At 74.4% G+C, this 20,323-nt stretch carries 19 protein-coding genes and 1 pseudogene; 8 read left to right on the forward strand and 12 right to left on the reverse strand.

Annotated features, from left to right (window positions below; translation table 11 throughout):
- Positions 1-113 precede the first annotated feature (113 nt).
- From AAFN69_RS08250 to AAFN69_RS08280, 7 genes and pseudogenes are all read right to left on the reverse strand, one after another.
- Positions 114-557 (reverse strand): annotated as a pseudogene (locus tag AAFN69_RS08250) (VWA-like domain-containing protein); the annotation flags it as partial.
- Between the two features lie 70 nt (positions 558-627).
- Positions 628-1,134, reverse strand: coding sequence for a hypothetical protein (locus tag AAFN69_RS08255; protein WP_347727671.1), 507 nt, complete (start codon positions 1,132-1,134; stop codon positions 628-630).
- Positions 1,135-1,273: 139 nt separating this feature from the next.
- Positions 1,274-1,516, reverse strand: a complete 243-nt coding sequence (locus AAFN69_RS08260; RefSeq protein WP_347727672.1) for a DUF6411 family protein — start codon at positions 1,514-1,516, stop codon at positions 1,274-1,276.
- 91 nt (positions 1,517-1,607) lie between these two features.
- On the reverse strand, positions 1,608-1,931 hold the full coding sequence (locus tag AAFN69_RS08265; RefSeq protein WP_347727673.1) for a DUF427 domain-containing protein: 324 nt from the start codon (positions 1,929-1,931) through the stop codon (positions 1,608-1,610).
- A 54-nt stretch (positions 1,932-1,985) separates the two neighbouring features.
- Positions 1,986-2,567 (reverse strand): class I SAM-dependent methyltransferase, encoded by a 582-nt coding sequence (locus tag AAFN69_RS08270; protein WP_347727674.1) that lies wholly within the window; start codon positions 2,565-2,567, stop codon positions 1,986-1,988.
- Between the two features lie 170 nt (positions 2,568-2,737).
- On the reverse strand, positions 2,738-4,378 hold the full coding sequence (locus AAFN69_RS08275) for an MDR family MFS transporter (RefSeq protein ID WP_347727675.1): 1,641 nt from the start codon (positions 4,376-4,378) through the stop codon (positions 2,738-2,740).
- Positions 4,379-4,498: 120 nt separating this feature from the next.
- Complete coding sequence (locus tag AAFN69_RS08280) at positions 4,499-5,722, reverse strand: glycosyltransferase (protein WP_347727676.1); 1,224 nt, start codon at positions 5,720-5,722, stop codon at positions 4,499-4,501.
- Positions 5,723-6,102: 380 nt separating this feature from the next.
- Between AAFN69_RS08280 and AAFN69_RS08285 the strand changes: the two genes are divergently transcribed.
- From AAFN69_RS08285 to AAFN69_RS08300, 4 genes are all read left to right on the forward strand, one after another.
- Entirely contained in the window at positions 6,103-6,780 is a 678-nt protein-coding gene (locus AAFN69_RS08285; RefSeq protein ID WP_347727677.1) for a TetR/AcrR family transcriptional regulator, read from the forward strand.
- A gap of 171 nt (positions 6,781-6,951) precedes the next feature.
- Positions 6,952-7,587: an ABC transporter ATP-binding protein gene (locus AAFN69_RS08290; RefSeq protein ID WP_347727678.1), complete on the forward strand. Its 636-nt coding sequence runs from the start codon at positions 6,952-6,954 to the stop codon at positions 7,585-7,587.
- The gene (locus AAFN69_RS08295) at positions 7,584-8,447 is read left to right on the forward strand and encodes a metal ABC transporter permease (protein ID WP_347727679.1); all 864 of its coding nucleotides are present in this window, start codon (positions 7,584-7,586) and stop codon (positions 8,445-8,447) included. The genes AAFN69_RS08290 and AAFN69_RS08295 overlap by 4 nt, the downstream gene beginning before the upstream one ends.
- Positions 8,405-9,232, forward strand: a complete 828-nt coding sequence (locus AAFN69_RS08300) for a zinc ABC transporter substrate-binding protein (protein ID WP_347727680.1) — start codon at positions 8,405-8,407, stop codon at positions 9,230-9,232. The genes AAFN69_RS08295 and AAFN69_RS08300 overlap by 43 nt, the downstream gene beginning before the upstream one ends.
- A gap of 100 nt (positions 9,233-9,332) precedes the next feature.
- Here the strand turns inward: AAFN69_RS08300 and AAFN69_RS08305 are convergent, their stop codons facing one another.
- Both AAFN69_RS08305 and AAFN69_RS08310 read right to left on the reverse strand, forming a co-directional pair.
- On the reverse strand, positions 9,333-11,081 hold the full coding sequence (locus AAFN69_RS08305) for a class I adenylate-forming enzyme family protein (RefSeq protein ID WP_347727681.1): 1,749 nt from the start codon (positions 11,079-11,081) through the stop codon (positions 9,333-9,335).
- Positions 11,078-12,856, reverse strand: coding sequence for a CoA transferase (locus tag AAFN69_RS08310; RefSeq protein WP_347727682.1), 1,779 nt, complete (start codon positions 12,854-12,856; stop codon positions 11,078-11,080). Before AAFN69_RS08310 ends, AAFN69_RS08305 begins: the two co-directional genes overlap by 4 nt.
- A 146-nt stretch (positions 12,857-13,002) precedes the next feature.
- Here AAFN69_RS08310 and AAFN69_RS08315 point away from each other — a divergent pair, with 146 nt between their 5' ends.
- Positions 13,003-14,184 carry an acyl-CoA dehydrogenase family protein gene (locus AAFN69_RS08315; RefSeq protein ID WP_347727683.1) on the forward strand — a complete coding sequence of 394 codons (1,182 nt, stop codon included), beginning with the start codon at positions 13,003-13,005 and terminating at the stop codon, positions 14,182-14,184.
- A gap of 31 nt (positions 14,185-14,215) precedes the next feature.
- Here the strand turns inward: AAFN69_RS08315 and AAFN69_RS08320 are convergent, their stop codons facing one another.
- A complete protein-coding gene (locus AAFN69_RS08320; protein WP_347727684.1) occupies positions 14,216-15,352 on the reverse strand; it encodes a sugar ABC transporter permease in 1,137 nt (378 codons plus the stop codon).
- 679 nt (positions 15,353-16,031) lie between these two features.
- Complete coding sequence (locus tag AAFN69_RS08325) at positions 16,032-17,237, reverse strand: MFS transporter (protein WP_347727685.1); 1,206 nt, start codon at positions 17,235-17,237, stop codon at positions 16,032-16,034.
- A 231-nt stretch (positions 17,238-17,468) separates the two neighbouring features.
- Between AAFN69_RS08325 and AAFN69_RS08330 the strand changes: the two genes are divergently transcribed.
- Both AAFN69_RS08330 and AAFN69_RS08335 read left to right on the forward strand, forming a co-directional pair.
- Entirely contained in the window at positions 17,469-18,242 is a 774-nt protein-coding gene (locus AAFN69_RS08330) for a hypothetical protein (protein ID WP_347727686.1), read from the forward strand.
- 140 nt (positions 18,243-18,382) lie between these two features.
- The gene (locus AAFN69_RS08335; protein ID WP_347727687.1) at positions 18,383-19,171 is read left to right on the forward strand and encodes a sigma-70 family RNA polymerase sigma factor; all 789 of its coding nucleotides are present in this window, start codon (positions 18,383-18,385) and stop codon (positions 19,169-19,171) included.
- Positions 19,172-19,229: 58 nt separating this feature from the next.
- Here the strand turns inward: AAFN69_RS08335 and AAFN69_RS08340 are convergent, their stop codons facing one another.
- Entirely contained in the window at positions 19,230-19,952 is a 723-nt protein-coding gene (locus tag AAFN69_RS08340) for a DJ-1/PfpI family protein (RefSeq protein ID WP_347727688.1), read from the reverse strand.
- Between the two features lie 241 nt (positions 19,953-20,193).
- Between AAFN69_RS08340 and AAFN69_RS08345 the strand changes: the two genes are divergently transcribed.
- Positions 20,194-20,323, forward strand: a 130-nt coding sequence (locus AAFN69_RS08345) for a transposase domain-containing protein (RefSeq protein WP_347727702.1), incomplete at its 3' end; no start/stop codon positions are given.

A 20,323-nucleotide genomic window follows, 5' to 3' on the forward strand; every position in this document is an offset into this window, starting at 1 on the left:
GTACCCTAAGTTGAGGTGGGGGCCCGTGAGGGTTGTCTCAAATCCCCTGGTTCGGCGGCCTGTTGCGGGGGCCGTGCGCGCACCGGGCGCCACGCGGCGTCGCCCGGAATTCCTCAGCGGGCGGCGGACATCTCACCGATGGCGACGACCTGTGCCCAGGCGGGCGGCGAGTCCGGCACATGGCCGGGATCGTCCTCCCGCGACGCGGCCGTGCGCTGCCGGGCGAACAGGCCCACCACCGTCCGGCACGGCGGACGCGTGCCCGGCCAGGGTGTCCGCCCGTCGGTCGGGGCCACGATGACATCCGGCCGCGGCGCTGTCCGGAGCGCCCTGCTGAACCCCGTGCGCAGATCGGTGCCCCCGCCGCCCGTCAGCGGTATCCCCTCGTCCGGGCGGAGCGTCCGCACGGTGTGGGCCGCCGCGTCGCAAGGAATCACCGTGACGAGATCCCGGCGGCCGCCCACCGCGCGGGAGATGGCGGCGACCTCCGGGAGCGCGCTGACCGGTTCGGTGTCGGCGACCGACCCCGAGGTGTCGATGACCACGGAAACCCCGGGGCGGCCCGCGGCGCGGGGCCGGCGGCACGGCGCGCCCGCCGTTCTCCGGCCGGGTGCGCGGCCGGCGTGCTCAGCCGAGTCCGTGCGGTCGTTCCAGCGGATGGGGCGGGCCGAAGTGCAGGCCGTTCTCGTCGAGGGCGTTGAAGACGGTGACCCGGTCGCCGGCGAGGACGAAGCTCACGGAGACGCTTCCCCGCGCGGCGTCGGTGCCGGTCCATTCGAGGAGCCCGGCCTCCGTGAGGCGTCTGCCCGGCAGGGGGCGCAGTTCCGCCAGCGGCTCCGGGCGCCACTCCAGATCGAAATCCGGCCAGTGGACCGGACGGCCGGGGTCGATCGTGTTCCAGCTGAGGGAGATGTCGTCGAAGGCCCGGTGGACGATCTCGACCTGTTCGCCCGCGAAGTCGAAGAGGACCGGACCGTCGCGGAACCATTCGCCGCCCCGCACGTCCCAGACCAGCCAGACCCTTGTCAGAACACGGCCGGCCAGGGCGCGCAGACGGCCTCCGTGACGTCGGGCGATGTCATTTCCGCCGCTCAGCCACTCGGGCTCGTACCCGGCCACACCGAATTCGAACATCCGGACATACTGTCAGACTTCGCTGCTCGATGTGTGCCGTCCCGGCCGGCTCGGAAAACGGCTCGGCACAGCCCCGGGGCGAACTCGCCGCGCCGGGGATGTGCCGGGGGAATGCCGTGCCGGAGGAGGGGGTGAGGGATCAGAAGGGCATCCGGCCACGGGCCCGGCGGCCGGCCGAACCGCTGCGGCCGACGGCACGGGAACTGCTCTGGAAGGGCTTGCTGAGGAGCCTGCCCAGAATGCCGGGCGCCTTGGAGCCGGCCCGCGAGCCGAGGCCGAGAGTGCGCTGGGTGCCGCGCTCCGGGTGGCGGGAGAAGCGGGGGATGAGGAAGGCGAGCACGGCCAGAACCACACATACGGCGACGATGGCGACGACAATCATGGACCTGCTCCTTCGCAATGGGGTGGGATGTCATCCGTCTGCCCCGCCGCGACGGCGGTATGTGTGCCGGGGGCCCCTTTCGCCCCCGGGCTCAGAGAACCTCGGTGTCGTAGAAGCAGAAATGCCCCCTGATCGCGGCGACCTCCGGCTTCGGGTCCGGATAGGCCCAGACGAGATCGTCGGCGCCGGGCACCGACCAGTAGGCGGCATCGCCCTTGAAGGGACAGTGGGTGCGGGTGTCGGAGCGGGTCAGCAGCGCGCTCCGGACGTCCTCCGGCGGCAGGTAGTAGCGGACGGGGCAGCCGGTCTCGCGCAGGACGAGGGGCCGCCGGCTCTCGGCGAGTGTGAGCCCGTCCCGTACGACGCGCACATGCGTTTCGCTCGGCTCGATGGTGATGCGGTGTCCGGAAGTCATACCCGGTTCAGCGCGCCCGGATCCGGGCTTGTTCCCGCCCCGGGAGAGGGGGCGTCACGCGGCGGAGCGGACGGCCATGAGCAGGCCGGTCGACCACGCCATGCGCACCGACCGGAAATCCGCGCGGTCCGCCAGCCGTGCGGAGAGCCGCTCCACCGCGGCCCCGTGCCCCGCGGGCCACTCCGGCCGGGGCGTGAGGTCGTCGATCAGATAGATGCCGCCGGGGGCCACCAGTTCGAGCGCCCGGTCGAGGTGGGTGAACTTCCCCGGCCAGGTGTCCGCGAAGACCAGGTCGAAGGGCTCGCCGCGGTACTGCTCCAGCCAGCTCCCGCCGTCCCCGGTCACCAGGGTCACCCGGGGGTCGGAGCCCAGGTGTTCCCGGGCTATCGCCTGCACCTCGGGGTCCAGCTCGACCGAGATCAGGCGCGAGTCCGGGTCCATGCCGCCGAGCAGCCAGGCGGAACCCTCGCCGGCGCCGGTGCCGAGTTCGAGAATCCGCCCGGCCGGCCGGGCGGCGGCCAGCGCCGCCAGGAGGCCGCCCGTGCGGTCGTCGCAGGACATGGTGAAACCCGCGCCGGCGGCCTTCGCGCGCAGGGCGGGCAGGGCGGGCGGGAGCAGACCGGGAGTGTCGTCCATGCGCACATGATCCGGACGCGGGCGGGCGGGGGCAATCGGTTTCCGCCGCGCTGCCCACCTGTCTCCCTCGCCGCATCGCCGCCCGGCCCTCCCGCAGCCCCGCCGCCCGGCAGCCCGGCAGCCCCGCAGCCCGGCACCGCGATGGCCGCCGTTCCGCGCCGGGCCGCGCCTCAGTCGGCGGAGAGCGTGGTGTCCGGCACCCGCCACACGGCGATCACCAGAGCCAGCAGGGCCACCGCCGTGCCGGTGAGGAAGACGGTCTGCATCGCGCTGACATAACCCTCCAGGAAGGGCTGCGCGACCCGCGCGTCGATGGTGCGGAGAAAGGCCGAGTCCTCCAGATCCAGACCGCCGCCGGGCCGTACGACATCCGCCAGCGGGCCGGCGTTCGCCGGCTCCTCGGCCAGCCGGCGGAAGGACGGGTCCTCACGGGCGGCGGTCAGCAGTTCGCCGATCCGGGGACCCGCCAGCGAGAAGAGGATCGAGAGGAACGCCGCGGTGCCCACCGTGCCGCCGTTGGAGCGGAAGAAGTTCACCGACGCGGTCGCCGCCCCCATGTCCCGCTGCGGCACATCGGACTGCGCGAGGGTCGTGATCGTCTGCATCGCGGCGCCCAGCCCCGCCCCCATGAAGACCATGCCGACACCGACGTACCAGAGCGGGCTGTCCACCCGGAGCGTCGCGAAGACCGCCATCGCCGCGGTGAGCGACCCGATCCCCGCCACCAGATGGACCTTGAACTTCCCCGTCCGTGACATCAGCCGTCCGACCACCAGCGTCACGGTCACATTCGCCACCACCGTGGGCAGCGTGGCGAGGCCCGCCGCCATCGGGGTCATGCCCCGGACCAGTTGGAGATGGAGCGGGAGCAGCAGCATCGCGCCGAACATGCCGATCCCGACGACGAAGTGCAGCAGCGCCCCCAGCCGGAACGCCCTGATACGGAAGAGCCGTATCGGCAGCAGCGCGGCATCCCCCATCCGCCGCTCCACCAGGACGAAGGCGGCCAGTCCCGCCACCCCCACGGCGTACAGCAGCAGCGCCCGGCCGGAGGACCAGCCCCAGCTCCGGCCCTGCTCGGCGATGATGAGCAGGGGGACCGCGCCGATGGCCAGCGCCGCCGCGCCGCCGTAGTCCAGCCGGTGCCGCACGGGCTGGTGGGGTATGTGCAGCACCCGCAGGATCACCACCACGGCCAGGGCCGCCAGCGGTACGTTCACCAGGAAGATCCAGCGCCAGCCGTCGATCCCGAGCAGGGTGGCGCGCTCCGCGAACACACCGCCCACCAGGGGGCCGATGACACTGGAGCCGGCGAAGACCGCGGTGATGTACCCCTGGTACCGGCCGCGCTCACGCGGTGAGGTGATGTCGGCGATGATCGTCATGGCGAGGGACATCAGCCCGCCGCCGCCGAGCCCCTGCACCGCGCGGAAGGCCGCGAGCTGATGGATCGAGCCGGCGAAACCGCAGAGCAGGGACCCCGCCGCGAACAGCACGATCGCGGCCAGATAGACCGGGCGGCGGCCGTGGATGTCGGAGAGCTTCCCGTACAGCGGGGTGGCGATGGTCCCGGTCACCAGATACGCGGTCGTCACCCATGCCTGCGCGGTCAGCCCGCGCAGATCGTCGGCGATGGTCCGCAGGGCGGAGGAGACCACCATCTGGTCGAGCGCCGCGAGGAACATCCCGAGCATCAGACCGGAGAGCACGGAGACGATCTGCCGGTGCGTCAGCCGGACCCGGGATCGGTGCGCGGGCCCGCCGGGCGGGCCGCCCGCCGTGCCGTGCGCGGTGGCGTCCGAGGACGTCATGCGTCTCCTTCACTCATGGACGGCCTGGTGCGATGTGCTGTGGCGCGATGCGGTACGGGGGCGGATGGGATCGCGCGCCCCACGGCCGATGCCCCCGGCCACCGCCCCGCGCCGGCCGGGCTATCCGGCGAGTTTCTCCAGGTCCGCGACGGCGCTCTCGATGTCCGGCAGGGCCAGCATCGCCAGCCGCGCCCGGCGGGCCCGCGCACCGATCCCGGGGTCGGCCAGCACCTCACGGCAGACGGCCGCGATCCCGTCCGGCCCGGTGTCGGTCACCCTCCGGCCGATGCCGAGTTCCTCCACGCGGACCGCGTTGGGGTGCTGGTCGCCGAATTGCGGCAGGACGGCCATCGGGGTGGCGGTGCGCAGCGACTCCCGGATGCTGTTGAACCCGCCATGGGTCAGAAACAGATCGACGGACTCCAGCAGCAGCGGCTGCGGCAGCCGCTCGGCGGTGTGGACATGCGGAGGCAGCCCGCCGGTGTCGGCCGGGATTCCCATGGTCGCCACGATGACGGTGCACTCCTCCAGCCGGGACACCGCCGCGATGATCGACCGCAGGGTCTCGGCCGGGTCGGGCATGCCGAGCGCCCGCACCGCGTCGGTGCCGGCACCGGTGCCGAGCTTCTCGTGGAGCAGGGGCAGCGCGGTGCCCGTGGCGGCGAAGACCAGCGGCCGGTCGGTGGGCAGGTCCGCGATCCACTCCGGCAGGACATGGCCCCGGTCCACATCGACCGTCTGCCGGTAGGCCCAGGAGTGCGGCAGATGCCTGGCGAAGGAGTAGTCCTGCGGGACGTAGTCGATCCTTCCGTACGGGATGATCGACAACGGGTCCTCCCGCACGGGCAGACCGCGGGCCTCCCGCAGGGTGTTGAGGCCCGGCAGCAGCGTGGCCGGGTCGAAGGAGTTGCTGGACCCGGAGGGGGTCGGGAGCTGCGGGACGCCGAGCAGTTCGCCGATCAGGACGCTGCCCATGTCCATGCCGTCGCGAAGGACGACATCGGGCCGGAAGTCCCGCGCCAGGGGGAGTAACGCGCCGAGGAGCTCCTCGGCCATCGCCCCCGTCATGGACTCCGACATGGCGTTCATCAGCCCGGTCTGCCGCTGTTCGTCGTCCAGGGCGGGATCCTCGGAGATCTCCCTGAGCCTGGCCATGACGTGGTAGCCAGGGAGTACGTCGTCGATACAGCTCACCACCCGCACGTCGTCCCGCTCGAAGACCGGGGCGACGGGCGGGGTGGTGGCCGCCACGACCTCGTGGCCCGCCGCGGCGAGGGCTCGTGCGAGGGGCAGTTGGGCGCGTCCGTGTGAGGGGCTGCCGAGGGTGGTGATCAGGATCCGCACGAATACGGCCTTTCGGTCGGGGGTTGTGCCGCTGGTGTGTTTGCGGCTCTGCCACGAGGGGGAGGAGGCGCCCGCGGCCGGTCCGCGAGACGGCCGGGAGCGGCGCGGAGGCGCCGGTGGCGGTGCCACCGGCCGCGATGTGCCGTTGCCGGCCGCCGGCTCCGGGGGCTGTCGGGCGGGCGCCCCGTGGAGAGTGTCCGGACACCGTTGTCCGGCGGGGAAGTGCGGGAGATCGCATGCGGCGTCACCACCCGTTACGGAAAAGTATGGTTGGACTCATCGCGAGGTCAACGACGGGTGACAACGTTCGATGACTTTTGGACAGGGAAGCGCCGTGCCGGGAGCAGGCGCGGCACGGGTTGCCAGCGGAGGTATGACAGGTGGACGGAACGCGCATACCCGGGCCGGACGGGATTCCCTCCTCGCCCGCCCGCAAGCAGGGTGCGGCGGGTACGCGTGCCGCTCTGGCGGACGCCGCCGCCCTGCGCTTCGGGCGGTACGGCTACAGCGGCACCAGCGTTCGCGACATCGCCAGGGACGCCGGTGTGGACGCGGCCCTCGTCTACCGCTACTTCGGCTCAAAAGAAGCACTCTTCGAAGCGGTCTCGACGAGTACCGCGATGTTCGAACCGCTCTGCCGGCTGCCGCTGGAGGAGGTGGCCGAGTGGGTCCGCGACATCGTCTCCAACGCCCCCGGCGAGCCGGAGGTGCCGCATCCGGTGCTGTCGGTGCTCCGCTCCTCCGACCGGGAGGAGGCCGTCGGACGGCTCCGCGACGAGATCGCCGAGGTCTTCTCGGGGCGCTTCGCCGGGCGTCTGGAGGGCCCGGACGCCGAACTGCGCGCCGAACTGCTCTCCGCCTGGCTGCTCGGCACCACCCTGCTGCGCACGGCCATCCGCACCCCGGCACTGGTCGCCGTCCCGGACGCCACGCTGCTCCAGTACCTGCGGGCGGGTATCGACCCGCTGCTGAAACCGGCGGGAGCGGCGCCGGTCGCGGACGGCTGTGACCGCTGCGGCTGTCCCAATCCCCCGGAGGCGGCCGTCCGGAGCGAATGACCCGCGCCCGGCCGGCCGGCTTCCGGCGCACCTCAGCGCCCCTCCCCGCGACCGCCTCCCGTGCCGCTTCCGTACTCCCCGGAAAACCCGAACATCCCGCCCGGGAACCCGATGCGCCCCGCGTCCGACTATCTCCGCACGGATACGGGCGAGCGGAGATGAGGCATGTGCATGGGCGGGCTGGACATACACATGCGGGGTGTCACCTGCCGGCACGGCGGAGTCGAGGCGGTCCGCGCGGCCGATGTGGAGATCGCGGCGGGCGAACGGGTGGCCCTCACCGGCACCAACGGCTCCGGCAAGACGACGCTGCTCCGCGCCCTGCTGGGACTCCACCCCCACTCCGCCGGGACGGTCCTGGTCGGCGGCCGGGACGCCCGCTCCCCGGCCGAATGGGCCCGGCGGCGGCGCGCCTGCGCCTGGATTCCGCAGAAACCGGCCGCCGGGCGCTTCCCGCTCCTCGGCCGTGAGCTGCTGGCCTCCGGTTCGTCCGGTCCCGAGGCCGCCGAGGCGGCGGAACGGCTGGGCGTCGGCGCCCTCACCGGACGCCCGCTGCACACCCTCTCCGGCGGCCAGTTGCAGCGCATGTATCTCGCGAGGGCGATCGGCTGTGTCGCGGCCGGCGCCGGGGTGCTGCTGGCCGACGAGCCCACCGCAGCACTCGACTTCGCCGGACAGCGGGAGGCGGCCGACGCGCTGACCGCGCTGCCCGTCACCCTGGTGGTCGTCACCCATGACCGGTCGCTGGCCGAACGGTGCGACCGGGTACTGGAGATGGCGGCCGGAGAACTGCGGGAGATCCGGTGAACCTCGCGGCCGATGTGGGCGAACTCCTCCAGCTGGTCCCCGTGCAGCGGGCCGGACTGGCGCTGCTGCTGGCGGCGGTCGGACTCCCCGTCATCGGGGTGATCATCGTCGGCCTCGACATCATGCCGGTGCGGTTCGCCATGATGCACATGGCACTGCTCGGTATCGCGGTTGGGCTGCTGACCGGCCTGGACCCCATGCTGTGCGCCCTGGTGGCCTGTGCGCTGGCGGGTGCGGGGGTCGCCCCGCTGGCCCGGACCCCGCAGGGGCTGTCCAGCGCGATGGGGCTGCTGATGAGCCTGGCCATCGCCGGGGCCCTGCTGCTGCTCTCCGTCTCCGGGGTCAACGCCTCCGGCGCCTTCGCCCTGCTGTGGGGCTCGATCCTCTCGGTGGGCAGCGCCGATCTGTACGTACTCGGCGCACTCGCCGCGGTGCTGCCCGCGCTGATGTGGTGGCGCCGCCGCGACATCGCCCTGCTGCTGTACGACCGTGAGCTCGCCCAGTGCTCCGGCGTACCGGTGCGCGCGCTCACCCTCGTCCTTCTCGTCCTGGTCGCGGTCGCCGTCGCCGGGGCCATCAAGCTGACCGGAGCGCTCCTGGTGGACGCCCTGACGCTGCTGCCCGCGCTGGCCGCGCGCCGTCTCGGCTCCTCCCTGCGATCCATCACCCTCTGGGCCGTCGGGATCGGGATCGCCGTCAACGCGACCGGATTCCTGCTCGCCCTCTGGCTGGACTGGCCGCCCGGTCCCGTCCTCGTCCTGACGGCGGGGGCGGTCGTCCTCGCCGTCCATCTCATCCCCGAACGGAGAATCAGCTCATGGCACGTCCCCCCGGCCGCATCCCTTCCCTCCTCGCACTGACCGCGGCGCTGCTGCTGACCGCGGCCTGCGGAGGCGACACCACCAACGGCTCCTCCGGCGACGGGCACGACAGCGGGCACGGCGGGGACCACGGCGGGAAGGACAAGCCCGTGGTGGTCGCCACCACCACCTGGGAGGGCGCGTTCGCCAAGGCGGCGGGTGCCGAGGACATCACGGTGATCGTCCCGTCGTCCGTGGGCCACGCCCCCGACTACGACCCCAAGCCGTCCGATCTGGCGGCCGTGGCCAAGGCGGACTTCGTGCTGTACGCCCCGTTCGAACCGTACGCGGAGAAGATCAAGGAGGCGGCCGGTTCATCGGCGAAGCTCGTGGAGGTCAAACTCGACAACGACGCCGGGAACATCACCGCCGAGGTCAACCGGCTGGGCGGGCTCTTCGGCACCTCGGACGCCGCGGCGAAGTGGAACACCGACTTCGGCACCGGTCACGACCGCCTGGTGAAGGAGCTCAAGGCGGCCTGGCCCGGCGGCCGGAGCCCGGCCGTCGTCTCCCAGGTCTTCACCGCGTGGGCGGCGAAGATGGCGGGCGCCCGGGTGGTCGGCACCTACGGCCCCGAGGCCGTGACCCCGGGACAGCTCGCCGAACTCTCCGCGAAGAAGCCCGGACTGGTGCTGGACAACGCCCATATGTCGACCGGGACCGTGCTCCCCGACTCCGGTGCGAAGCAGGTCGAGATCGCCAACTTCCCCGGCAGGGACCTGGATCTGGGCTCCGTGCACCGCAAGGCCGCCGACGAGCTGAGGAAGGCGATGGCCGCCTCCTGAAAACCCCCCCGCAGCCGGAACCGGAACCTCCCCCGGAACCGGAATTCGGGGGAAGGGGTGACGGGGAGGGAGCCGCCGCCTCGGCTCCCTCCCCGGTCGCTCATACGGACTCGGGCACCGCCGCCAGTCTCCGCAGCTCCTGCCGGTCCGGCTTCCCCGCGGGTGTCAGCGGAAGCTCCGCCACCACCAGCAGCCGCTCCGGGTGCTTGGCCCGGGCCACCCCGCGGCCGGTGAGATGACCGCAGAGCTCGCCGAGCTCCGGCGCGCCGCCCGCCCGGGGCACCACACACGCGGCCAGCCGTTCGCCCATCAGCGCGTCCGGAACCCCGACGCAGACCACGTCCCGGACACCGGGATGGGTGATCAGCTCCCCCTCCACCTCCGCCGGGCTGATGTTGGCCCCGCCCCGGATCACCAGATCCTTGAGCCGGCCCACCACCCGCAGCACCCCGTCCGGGCCGAGCAGTCCGAGATCCCCCGTCCGCACCCACCCCTCGGGGGTGCGGTAGCGCGCGTCCAGCTCCGGGGCGCCGACATAGCAGAGCGGGGTCATCGGGCCGCGCGCCACGATCTCCCCGATCTCCCCGCCGGCCAGCGGCTGATGGGTCTCGGGGCAGGTGATCCGGATCTCCGCCACCCGGGGATCGGGGCGGCCCACGGCCACCCCGGGCCCGGCATCCGCCGAGGCCGTACCGGTCTCTCCCGTACGGCCGGCTCCTCCCGTACGGCCCTCTTCCGTACGGCCCTCTTCCGTACGGCCGGCCTCTCCCGCGCCGTCGCCGTCCCCCGTACCGCCCAGTCCCGTGTGGCAGTTGACCCCGTCGGCCGATCCGTAGAGATGGACGACCGGACAGCCGAAGGCCCGCGCGGCGGCCGTCGCCGTCGCCTCGTCCAGCGGTGAGCCGCCGAGGATCAGCGCCGTCGGCGCGGGCAGCTCGCCGGCCGGGGCGTCCTGAAGCCTCTCCAGCATCATCCGCACCATGGTCGGTACGCCGAAGACATGCGTCGGCCGGTGCTCGCGGATCGCGGCCAGGGCCGCGTCGGGGGTGAAATGGTCCAGCAGGACGAGCGTTCCGCCGTGCCGCGCCAGGGTCACCGCCGTTCCGTTGGAGCCGAACGCGGACCCGAGCGGCACCAGGAACAGCGAGCGCGGCGGGGTGCCGCGCTCCGGTATCAGCGACGCCAGGAAATTGCCGCGCCCGCCCGCCAGCGCGTTGTGCGAGTACGCCACCATCTTCGGCTCGGCCTCCGAACCGGAGGAGACCAGAATGCGGGCCGCCGTGTCCGGGTCGGGACGGACCGCGGAGAAGGAGGCGGCATCGGACCGCAGCAGCGCGGCGAACGCCACCGTCCCCTCCGGCGCGGTCCCCGGACCCACCGCCACCACCTCGCGCAGCGCGGGCAGTTCCGTCCGCAGGGCGTGGAGATCGGCGGCATGCGACTGCCCCCGGTGGTCGATCGACGCGATCACCGCCACCGCGCCGGAGCGCCCCAGCAGGGAGACGGCCTCCCGGCTGCCCCGCCCGGCCGGGAAGGGCAGACTCACGGCGCCCAGCGCGGCCAGCGCCAGATCGGCCATGACCGCCGCCCGGACCGCCGGGAGCTGGACCCCGACCACGTCCCCGGGCCGTATGCCGAGGTCTCTCAGCCCGGCGGCCAGACATCGCACCTTCCGGTCCAGCGCCGTGTAACAGAGTTTCCCCTTGGCGTCGATGACCGCCGTGTGGTGCGGATCGGCGATCTGGCGAGCCCGGTAGAGGCTGTAGATGTCCAGGTCGGGGCAGGTGCCGTCGACAACCCAGGAACGGCGCAGGGCGGCCGGGAGCAGATCGCGCAGCGGGACGGTCACAGAAAACTCCAAGGGGCCGGGACGGCGGGTGCGCCGTGCGGGTCACGGGTGATCACGCCCTGGAAACGGGCGTCGTGCGGAAGTCCGGCCAGATCGGCCGTGACCGCCGCGGCGGACAGGCCCCTGGAGCGCAGCAGCTCCAGCGCCGATCCGGTGGAGCTCGCGCGCAGATCGTGTCCGGCGGCGGCGCGGGCGGCGGAGTCGGCCACCGCGATCCAGCCGTCGGCGGTGCGCAGCGGACGGCGGAATCCGGCGGGCCGCCTGAAGGAGCCGCCCTCGGCGCCGCGTCGCAGAGCGGGGGCGGTGAGCACATCGGCCGCCCCGAGCAGGGAGGAATCCACCCGGGCACCGCGCCCGGTCCGCTCCCGCAGCAGCAGCCCGGCCAGCACCGCCTCGGCGCCGGTCAGCCCGCCCAGCACGTCCAGCAGGGTCATCAGGGACGGTACGGGGGGCTCGTCCGCCGGCCGGACGGCCTCGCCGACACCGGTGCGCGCCTGGACCATGAAGTCCGTGCCCATCGGCGCACCGGGCAGCCGTCCGGCCCAGCCGCCGGTGTAGGCGTAGACCAGCGCCGGATTCACGGCCGCGAGATCGGGATGGTCCAGACCGAGCTCGGCCGCCTTCCCCGGCGCCCAGTTGTGCAGGAACACATCGGCCCCGGCGGCCAGTTCGCGCAGCCGCTCCCGGTCGCCGGCCGACTTGATGTCCACCTCGACCGCGCTCTTGCCCCGGTTGAGGGCGAGCCAGCGGGCGGAGACACCGGAACAGGCGGGCGGCATCCCGCGCAGCGGATCGCCGCCCGGCGGCTCGATCCGGATCACCTCGGCGCCCAGCAGATTCAGCAGCTGGGCGGCGAGCGGTGCCTGGATCCGCCGCCCGGCCTCCAGCACCGTCAGCCCGGCGAGCGGCGCCGGGCCGGCCGGCGGCCCGCCGTCCCCCCGGCCGCCGGCGAACGAGCCGAGCGGGGTCAGGGTCCACGGCGGCGCGTGGTCGTGCTCGGCGGCGCGGGCGGCCAGCGTGTGCAGGGCACAGACCTGCGCCCCGGAGCGCTCGGCCGCCTCCCGGATCCCCGCCCAGGGCCGGCCGCGCACGGCGGTGTGCAACTCCCCGGGGAAGGGGGCGCAAGCGGTGGCGTACCGGAACTGGAACGGCCGCCATCCCTCCCGTACCGCGGACTCCGGCGCCCCGACGGCCCGCCAGAACTCCGCCCACGCCCCGGCGTCCAGCGTCTCCAGCTCGAACACCACCCCGTCGGCCGAGGTGAACGGCGGTCCGCCGGGAGCGATCCCGGTGGCCTCCGGCTCCGGCGCCCCGGCCGCCGCCAGATACTGCGAGACGGCGAGCAGCCCGGCCCGGTCGGCGCTGGTCGCCGACTTCACGGCCGGGCCGCCGCGCGCCTGCGCCAGCAGACCCGCGAGCAGCGCCTGCACGGTCAGGACGCCGGTCGCGGTGGCGGTGTAGTCGGCCGCCAGGGCACGCGGAGCGCCGTCGCGGCGGCCGTGCACCGCCATGACGCCGGTGACGGCCTGCGCGGTGGCCTCGTCGGTCACCTCGCCCGCGAAGCCGGCCCATTGGGTGTGTGTCTCGGCGGGCTCGAAGCCGCCGCCGGTCAGTGCGGTGTGCCCGGCGGAATCCCGCCGTCCGGGGCCGTCCGCCCGGGCGCCGAGAAGTCCGAGATGGTCCGTGACCACGCTCATGATCTCCGGTGGCCCCGACGCGTCGAAGCGCAGCCCGGCGAGCGGTGCCGCGGCCGGGCCGGTGAATGGTGTCGCCATGCCTCTCCTCTCCGGGGCGCGGCAGGACCGGCTCCCGGATATGTCGCCCAACGCGGGAACTCACCGGGGATGTCACCCGACCAGTTCCGCGGAGAGACAGTCGGACGAGTGTTCCCCCGGGTTCCCGGGTGAAGGGCAGGAGTGACATGGCGAATCGAGGCGGTGCGCCGTCGGGCGGCCGGGAGGAGGACGCCTCGGAAACGCGCGAGCGCGTGTCGGCCTTTGTGCGGACCCGGGTGATGCCGGCCGAGGCGGTACTGGACGCCGGCGGTCCGCCCGCCGCGGCCGTCCTGCGCAAGCTGCGCGCGGAGGCCCGCGCGGAGGGAGTGTGGGCGCTGCCGCTCCCCGCCGAACTGGGCGGCGGGGGGCTCTCCCTGCGCCGGTACGCCGCCCTCGCCGAGGCCGAGGGCGCCAGCGACCACGGCCCGGCCGCCCTCGGCTCCGCGCCCCTGCTGGATGTGCTGATGCTGCGCCGGCACGGCGGGGCGGCACTGCGCGACCGGTACGCGAGGGCGCTGGTCGCCGGTGAACTCCGCTGTTGTTACGCCATGACGGAACCGGACGTTCCCGGTACGGATCCCTTCGCCACCGAGACCAGGGCCGAGCCCCTGCCGGACGGCGGCTGGCGGATCACCGGCCGCAAGTGGTTCGTCTCCGGCGCCGCCGGCGCCGATCTGGTCACTGTCCTGGCCCGCACCGACGGTGCGCACGGCGACCGTGAGGGGCTCTCCCTGCTGATGGTGCCCACCACGTCGGCGGGCTTCCGCGTGGTGCGCGAACTGCCGGTGCTCGGCGCGGGCGGCCAGTTCGAGATCGTCCTGGACGGGGTGACCGTCGACGGCGGCCATCTCCTCGGCGTACCCGGCCGGGCCCTGGACATCGCCGGCGAGAGACTCCAGCTCGGCCGTACGCTCCGCGCGCTGCGCTGGCTCGGCCAGGCCCAGCGCGCCTTCGACCTCATGTGCGAGCGGGCGGTCACCCGCACCGGCACCCGGGGGCCGCTCGCCGGCCACCAGCTCGTCCAGTGCCATGTCTTCGAGGCACTGCTCGCGCTGCGCACCACCCGGCCGCTGGTCCACGAGGCCGTGGCCCGGCTCGACGCGGGCCTCGACGCGGCGGTCGAGTCCGGGCTCGCCAAGGTCGCCGCCGCCCGGATGCTTCAGCGGGTCACCGACTCGGCCATCCAGGTCTTCGGCGCGGCGGGCCTCGGGCCGGACACCGCGCTGCCCGCGCTCTTCCGCTCCGGCCGCACCGCGCGGGTGCTCGACGGCCCCGACGAGCTGCACATCACCTCGGTGGCCCGCCGGGTGCTGCGCGAGTACGCCTGAGCGGCGCCGGTCTCCGCCGCGGGCCGCCGGGTCAGACCTCCCGGAGGCAGACCCGCCCGGTGAGCGCGGCCAGCCCCAGCGCCAGAAAGAAGTCACCCCAGATCAGCTCGTGCCGGACCGCCGTCGGGCCGGCCGCGTCATAGCAGCCGTCGAGCAGCATCCCCGGCGGGCGGCCCTGCCCCGGCCCGGAGAGATGGTGCCGGGTGAGCCGCCGCAGAACGGCCGACGCCCGGCCGGTGTACCGGTCCGCGGCGGCGCCCGGCCCGGCGGCCAGGGCGAGCTTCAGCAGCGCCACGGCGGTGATCGCGGCGGCCGAGGTGTCCAGCGGCCCATCGGGCACCCGCTCATTCGCCGGCGGAACAGCCGAAGGTCCGTCCGGTCCGGGCGGTACGCCCCCGGCCAGCAGAGCGCCGGCCACCTCGGCCAGGGGCCACGCCGGCTCACCGGGCCCGGCCGGCACGGCGGCGACGGCGGGCCGCAGCAGCGCGTCCGCCACGGCCAGCAGCAGCCAGGCACGCCCCCGGCTCCAGCCGGCCGGCGGATCCTCGCAGGCCCGCCGGGAACCGTCCGCCTCATGCACCCAGGCGGGCACCACGAGCCGGCCGTCCGGCGGCTGTTCGCCGCCGTGCCCGCCCAGACAGACCCCGAGGGTGCCGCGCAGCTGGGCCGCCGCCGCCTCCGGACCGCCCGGCCCCGCGCCCGCCAGCAGCGGCACGAGCCCCGGCACCGCGTCGGCCCGGGACACCAGCCTCGGCCCGCCGAAGGCCGAGCCCCAGGGCACCACCCCGAGCACCGGATCGACATCCGCCAGAACGGCCGCGGCTCCCTCCTCCCGTATCCGCACCGCCGCCGGCTCGTCCGGTGCCAGAGCCGTGCCGTACCAGAGGATCAGCCCCCGGGTCGCGGTGTCCGCCCCGGCCCAGGGAGCCAGCCGCACCGTGCACGAGGCCGCCGCCGCCCGGTCCTCGGCCGCACCGGTCCGCCGGGCCCGCAGCCACAGCAGCCCCGCCCAGAACCCGCCGGTCCAGGCTCCGCGCCCGGTGGTCGTCCAGCGTCCCGTCGCGGGATCGGCGAAGAGCGGAAACCGCGAGCCGACCTCCCCGCGCCCCTCCGCCACCCGGTCGAGCACGGAGTCCAGGGCGGATGCGGCCCAGTCGGATGAGGTCATGGAGTGGTCTCCCGCCGTTCTGCCGGATGAGGTCTTCTCGCGGTGTGCCGGTGCGGCGGCCGTCCACGGCTCCATCGGGCGCGTCGCGCCCGGCGTCGCGCCGGTCCGTCCCGCCGTGTACGGATGCGGCCTCGCGGCAGGCTCCCTCCGCCTCGACCGCCCCGCGCGGCACCCGGGTCCGGCACCCGGCGGGCACGGTGCGGGCCGGGTGCGGATACGGGGGCGCCGTGAGGCCCGCCTCGGGCCCTCCCGCCCGCGTACCACTCGGGTCCGGCGGGCCGTACTCGTGCCGGTGCGTCCTCGTGTGTGTACGGCCGCGGTGCCGCCGCCCGGCCCGCCTCGGGCCCTCCCGCCGCCGCGCGTGGTCCTGTCCGCGTGCCCCGTGCGACCCGGGTCCGGCGGGCCGGCCCGTCCCCGTGTGTACGAACACGGCGCCGGGGCCGGTCGTCGCTGTCTTCCGGCGATCCCGCCGCCGCCGCGCACACCACCGGCCCGGTCCGCCCCCGCTCGCACCCGCCGCTGTGCGCGGCCCTGTTCGTTCGCCGTACGTCACCGGGGCCGCCGGCTCCGGCGGCCCGTCCCGCTCGCCGCGCCTGGTGCGCGGGGACACGGCGTCGCGGTGGGGGCGACCCCGCCGCCCCCTCGCCCGTACGGCGCCGAGCGGCATCCGCGCTCCGCGTCACCGCGCGGGCGCGGTCCGCCGGGCCCGGTCGCGTACCGCCCAGAGGAGGGCCACCGCGCCCGCGCCGGCGAACTCCGCCGCCACCAGGATCCAGCCGGCGCCGTACCGTCCCGCCTCGGCGAGCACTCCGAACAGCGGCGGGCCCACGGCGAAACCGGCGAAGAAGCCGGCGGAGACCAGGGCCGAGTCCTGTCCGGCCCGGCCCGGGGCGGCGCGCTGGATGACCAGGACCATCGAGACCGCGTTGCCCGGGATGGCGAACAGCCCGACGGCAACCGCCGCCGGCCACACCAGCCATGACGCGTGGAAGGCGCCGGCCAGCAGCGCGGGGACGGTCAGCGCGCCCACCGCGAGCCATCCCGGCAGCCATTCGGCGCGGCCGGGCACCGCCGAGCGGGACCAGCTCACCCGGCCGGCGATGCCCGCCACACCGAGGACCGCCACCAGCCCGGCCGCCGTGCCCGCAGTCATGCCCAGTTCATCGGTGCCGAAGAGCGCGAGATAGGTGTTGAGCGAGGCGATCCCCGAACCGAGCAGCAGCGAGAAGACGGCGAGCCAGGCCAGATCGCCGCGCGGCAGCAGCACGATCCGCCCGGCCGGGGGCTTCGCGGCGGCCTGGTCCGGCGGAAGCGCCCGCAGCGTCCAGACGGCCGCCGCCAGCGCCGCGCCCGCCGCCGTCCACAGCGCGGCCCGCCATCCCAGCCCGCCGGCCAGCGCCGCCAGCGGCAGTCCGGCCGCGAAGGCGCCCAGCTGCACACCGGACTGCTTCATCCCGGTGACCGCGCCGCGCCGTTCGGGGCGGACGGTGGCCAGGATCGCCTTGTTGGTGGCCGGATTGGCGAGTGCCTGCGGCAGCCCGCCCAGCGCGACCGCGGCGAGGAGCAGCCCCGGGCCCGGGGCCGCGCCGATCAGCGCGAGCGCGACGGCGGCCAGTACCAGCAGCGCCACCAGCGAACGCCGCGGCCCGATCCGGTCCACCAGCCGCCCGCCCACCGGCGACAGCAGCGCCGCGGTGCCGAAGCCGACCGTGGTGGTGAGACCGAGGGTTGTGGCCGAGAGGCCGAGCCCGTCCACGAGTTCCGGGGCCAGCGCGCCGATCAGGAACAGCTGGAGCATCGAGACGGCCATGGCACAGGTGAGCAGTGCCGTGAGCCGGTGATCGCCCGGACTGTCCACGGCCGTGGCACTCCGCTCCGCCTTCACCGGTCCTCCGTTTCCGCATGCGGCAGACCCCCTCGGGGCCGGTGGACTCCGCTGCCTTCAACGCCATTCAGTCGTACGGAAGGGGCCGTTGGTTCCCCCGGGTTCTCGTGGCGCATCTCACACGCGGGACGGCTGCCGGACGGTCCGGAATTTTCGGCGAGTTCTGGATCATCCGGCCCGCACGGATGCGACGATGGGCCCGCCATGACTGGGAACAGGTGTTCTCGCGCAGTGAGGGCCGCGGTGTTCGCGGCCGTCTGTGTGCTGCCCGCAGCCGTGGGCCATGTGCTCATGTCGGGAACAGCCGTGCCGTGGCAGGGTGTTGTGACCGCCTTCGCGGTCACCGCCGCGGTGGCCGCCGCCCTGGCCGGCCGGGAACGCGGTCTGCTCTCCGTCACCGCGGCGGCCGTGACCGTACAGGCGGGCCTGCATGCCGCTTTCTCCTTCTCCCAGGCGGCCGTTCACCCGTCCGCGACCGGCGCGGGGTCCCTGGCGCGCCGCTGGGTCTCCGCGCTGATCTGCGGATGCCCCGGGGAATCCGGGACGGCGCCGTCCGCCCCGGCGGTCGCGGTGTCCCACGCCGGTCATCACGCCGGGCACGGTTCCACCCCGCACCTGGCGCAGGGGGCCACACCGCCCTCCGGAGCGGCCGATTCCGCATCGATCATGGGGCCGTTGGGCGCGGATCCGGGGCCGCAGGGCATGGCGGCGGGCTGGGACATGGGCGAGATGTCGCCATCCGGGATGCTCGCCGCCCACCTGCTGGCCGCCGTCCTGTGCGGACTCTGGCTCGGTCACGGGGAGCGGGCCGCGCACCGGATCGCCCGTGCCGTCGCCGGATGGCTCGCCGTACCGCTGCGGCCCATGCCCTGTCCGGTGGTCCCCGCGCCGGGACCCCGGCCCTTACGGCCCCGCCGGGGTGACCGGGTCCGCAGGCCCCGGCTGCTGCTGCTCGCCCACGCCATCACCTCACGGGGCCCGCCACCGGGAACTGCTGTCCTCTGACAGCGGATTCCCGGCGTCGCGAGGCCCTGCCGCGCGTCCCGGGCACCCGGCCCGCCCTTCCGCGGAGCCGGTCCCACGCGTACCGGCGAATCCGCCCCTGCGGCGGCGCCGGGCCTCTTCTCCGTGAAGGACCTCAGGCGATGACTCCTGCCCTGATCACCGCACCGCACCCCACCGGCGTCCGCCGCACGGACCCCGCGACCGCGTCCCCGACCGGTTCCGCGACCCGTTCCGCGGCCGGGACCCGTTCCGTGACCGGTCCCGTGTCGGCCCCGGTGTCGGCCCACGCGTCCGCCGACGCGACGGTCACCGACCTCGCCCTCGCCGCGCGGGAGGGCGACCCGGAGGCGGTCGACCGCTTCATCCGGGCGCTCCACCACGACGTATGGCGCTATGTCGCCTATCTGAGCGCGGACCCCCAGCTCGCCGACGACCTCGCCCAGGACACCTTTCTGCGCGCGCTCGGCAGCCTCCACCGCTTCGAGGGCCGCTCCTCGGCCCGCACCTGGCTGCTGTCGATAGCGCGCCGCACGGTCGTGGACAGCCTCCGCCATGCCGCCGCCAGGCCGAGAACCAGCGGCTGTGACGACTGGCAGTCGGTCGCCGAATCGGCCCAGCCGCGCGGTCTGCCGGGCTTCGACGAGGGCGTCGCGCTCGCCGAACTCCTCTCCCTCCTCCCCGACGACCGCCGCCAGGCGTTCGTCCTCACCCAGCTGACCGGTCTGCCCTACGCCCAGGCGGCGGCGGTGCTCGGCTGTCCGGTCGGCACCGTGCGATCCCGGGTCGCGCGGGCCCGGCTGGCACTCGCGGCCCAGCTGGTCCGGGCCGAGAACGCCGATATCGTCGAGACGGCCGGCGGCCCCGGCACCTCCGCCGCGCTCACGGCCGGTCCGCCGCCCGGCGGCGGCTGTCCGGCCATCGCCGCCTGAACGGAAGCCGAACGGGTGGCGGACGGGCCCGGAGCCCGTCCGCCACCCGCTCCCCCCGTCAGTCCTCCGCGCGCAGTACCGTGCCCCGCCGCTCGAACTCCAGCAGCCGCTCGACCTGTGCGGCGGCCTTCGACCCCAGCTCACGCTCCACCAGCCACAGCGCGCCGTCGATCCCCGAACTGACACCGCCCGCGCAGACGAGCGTGCCGTCGTCCACCACCCGTACATCCCGCACATCGGCACCGCGGTCCCGGAGATACTTCTTCGCACCCGCGTGTGTGGTGCAGGGCCGGGTGCCGATCAGTCCCGCCGCGTGGAGCACGACCACTCCCGTGCACACCCCGTAGAAGGTGAGCGAGGGGCGGGCCGCCCGCCGCAGCGCGGCGGTGAGAACCCCCTTCTTGATCTCCGACCAGATCCCCGATCCCTCCATCTGCGGAAATCCGCCGCCGGGCACCACGATCACATCCGCCGACCGGGGATCCCACGCACCGGGTACCGTCACCTCGGTGCCGGAGCCCGCGGTGATCCGGCCCGGCCGGTCGCCGGTGACCAGCTGTGTGGTGATCGGATGGCCGAGACCCTGGGCGGCGGAGAACACCCCGAGCGGGCCGAACACATCGAACTCCTCCACCCCGTCGAAAGCGACGATGTGCACCCGGAGGGGCCGGCGCCCGGCGGGTCCGGCGGGCGCCGCCGATGCCTTGGCCGCTCCCAGGCCGATGGCCGCCCCGGCACCCGCCACAGCCGTCACGGCGCTTCTCCGATTGATCTCTGCCACTGGGGACCTCCGTCGTCCGGCTTCATCAACACCACGTGTTTCGCGCCGAGTTGGTCGTGCCGGAGTGTGCGTGAGTTCCCGCCGGGCGCCGTCCGTCCGCCCGGGCCGGCGGGGCGCGCACCCCGCCGGCCGTACTCAGGCCGAGGCCGTAAGAGACGGCCTAGGCCCAATGCCGTTGTCTTTGTGGTGGGCGTACTGTGTTTGGTAGTGGGTCCCGGGGGTGGTTCAGGTGGCTGCGAGTGTGTCTGACTTATCGGGTCTTGGTCTCCTGACCTGGGTGTATCCGCCGGGTTTGGTGGACCGGGTGGTGGCGGCGTGCGGGCGGGCCGAGCAACGCCAGCGGTTGCTGCCGGCGAGGCTGGTGGTGTACT

Source organism: Streptomyces sp. CAU 1734, assembly GCF_039888735.1.
GTDB lineage: Bacteria > Actinomycetota > Actinomycetes > Streptomycetales > Streptomycetaceae > Streptomyces.

Coding starts and splice junctions, on each gene's coding strand:
- AAFN69_RS08255 (WP_347727671.1), bottom strand. CDS start 1,134: ATGTTCGAATTCGGTGTGGCCGGGTACGAGCCCGAGTGGCTGAGCGGC.
- AAFN69_RS08260 (WP_347727672.1), bottom strand. CDS start 1,516: ATGATTGTCGTCGCCATCGTCGCCGTATGTGTGGTTCTGGCCGTGCTC.
- AAFN69_RS08265 (WP_347727673.1), bottom strand. CDS start 1,931: ATGACTTCCGGACACCGCATCACCATCGAGCCGAGCGAAACGCATGTG.
- AAFN69_RS08270 (WP_347727674.1), bottom strand. CDS start 2,567: ATGGACGACACTCCCGGTCTGCTCCCGCCCGCCCTGCCCGCCCTGCGC.
- AAFN69_RS08275 (WP_347727675.1), bottom strand. CDS start 4,378: ATGACGTCCTCGGACGCCACCGCGCACGGCACGGCGGGCGGCCCGCCC.
- AAFN69_RS08290 (WP_347727678.1), top strand. CDS start 6,952: ATGGGCGGGCTGGACATACACATGCGGGGTGTCACCTGCCGGCACGGC.
- AAFN69_RS08300 (WP_347727680.1), top strand. CDS start 8,405: ATGGCACGTCCCCCCGGCCGCATCCCTTCCCTCCTCGCACTGACCGCG.
- AAFN69_RS08310 (WP_347727682.1), bottom strand. CDS start 12,856: ATGGCGACACCATTCACCGGCCCGGCCGCGGCACCGCTCGCCGGGCTG.
- AAFN69_RS08315 (WP_347727683.1), top strand. CDS start 13,003: ATGGCGAATCGAGGCGGTGCGCCGTCGGGCGGCCGGGAGGAGGACGCC.
- AAFN69_RS08320 (WP_347727684.1), bottom strand. CDS start 15,352: ATGACCTCATCCGACTGGGCCGCATCCGCCCTGGACTCCGTGCTCGAC.
- AAFN69_RS08335 (WP_347727687.1), top strand. CDS start 18,383: ATGACTCCTGCCCTGATCACCGCACCGCACCCCACCGGCGTCCGCCGC.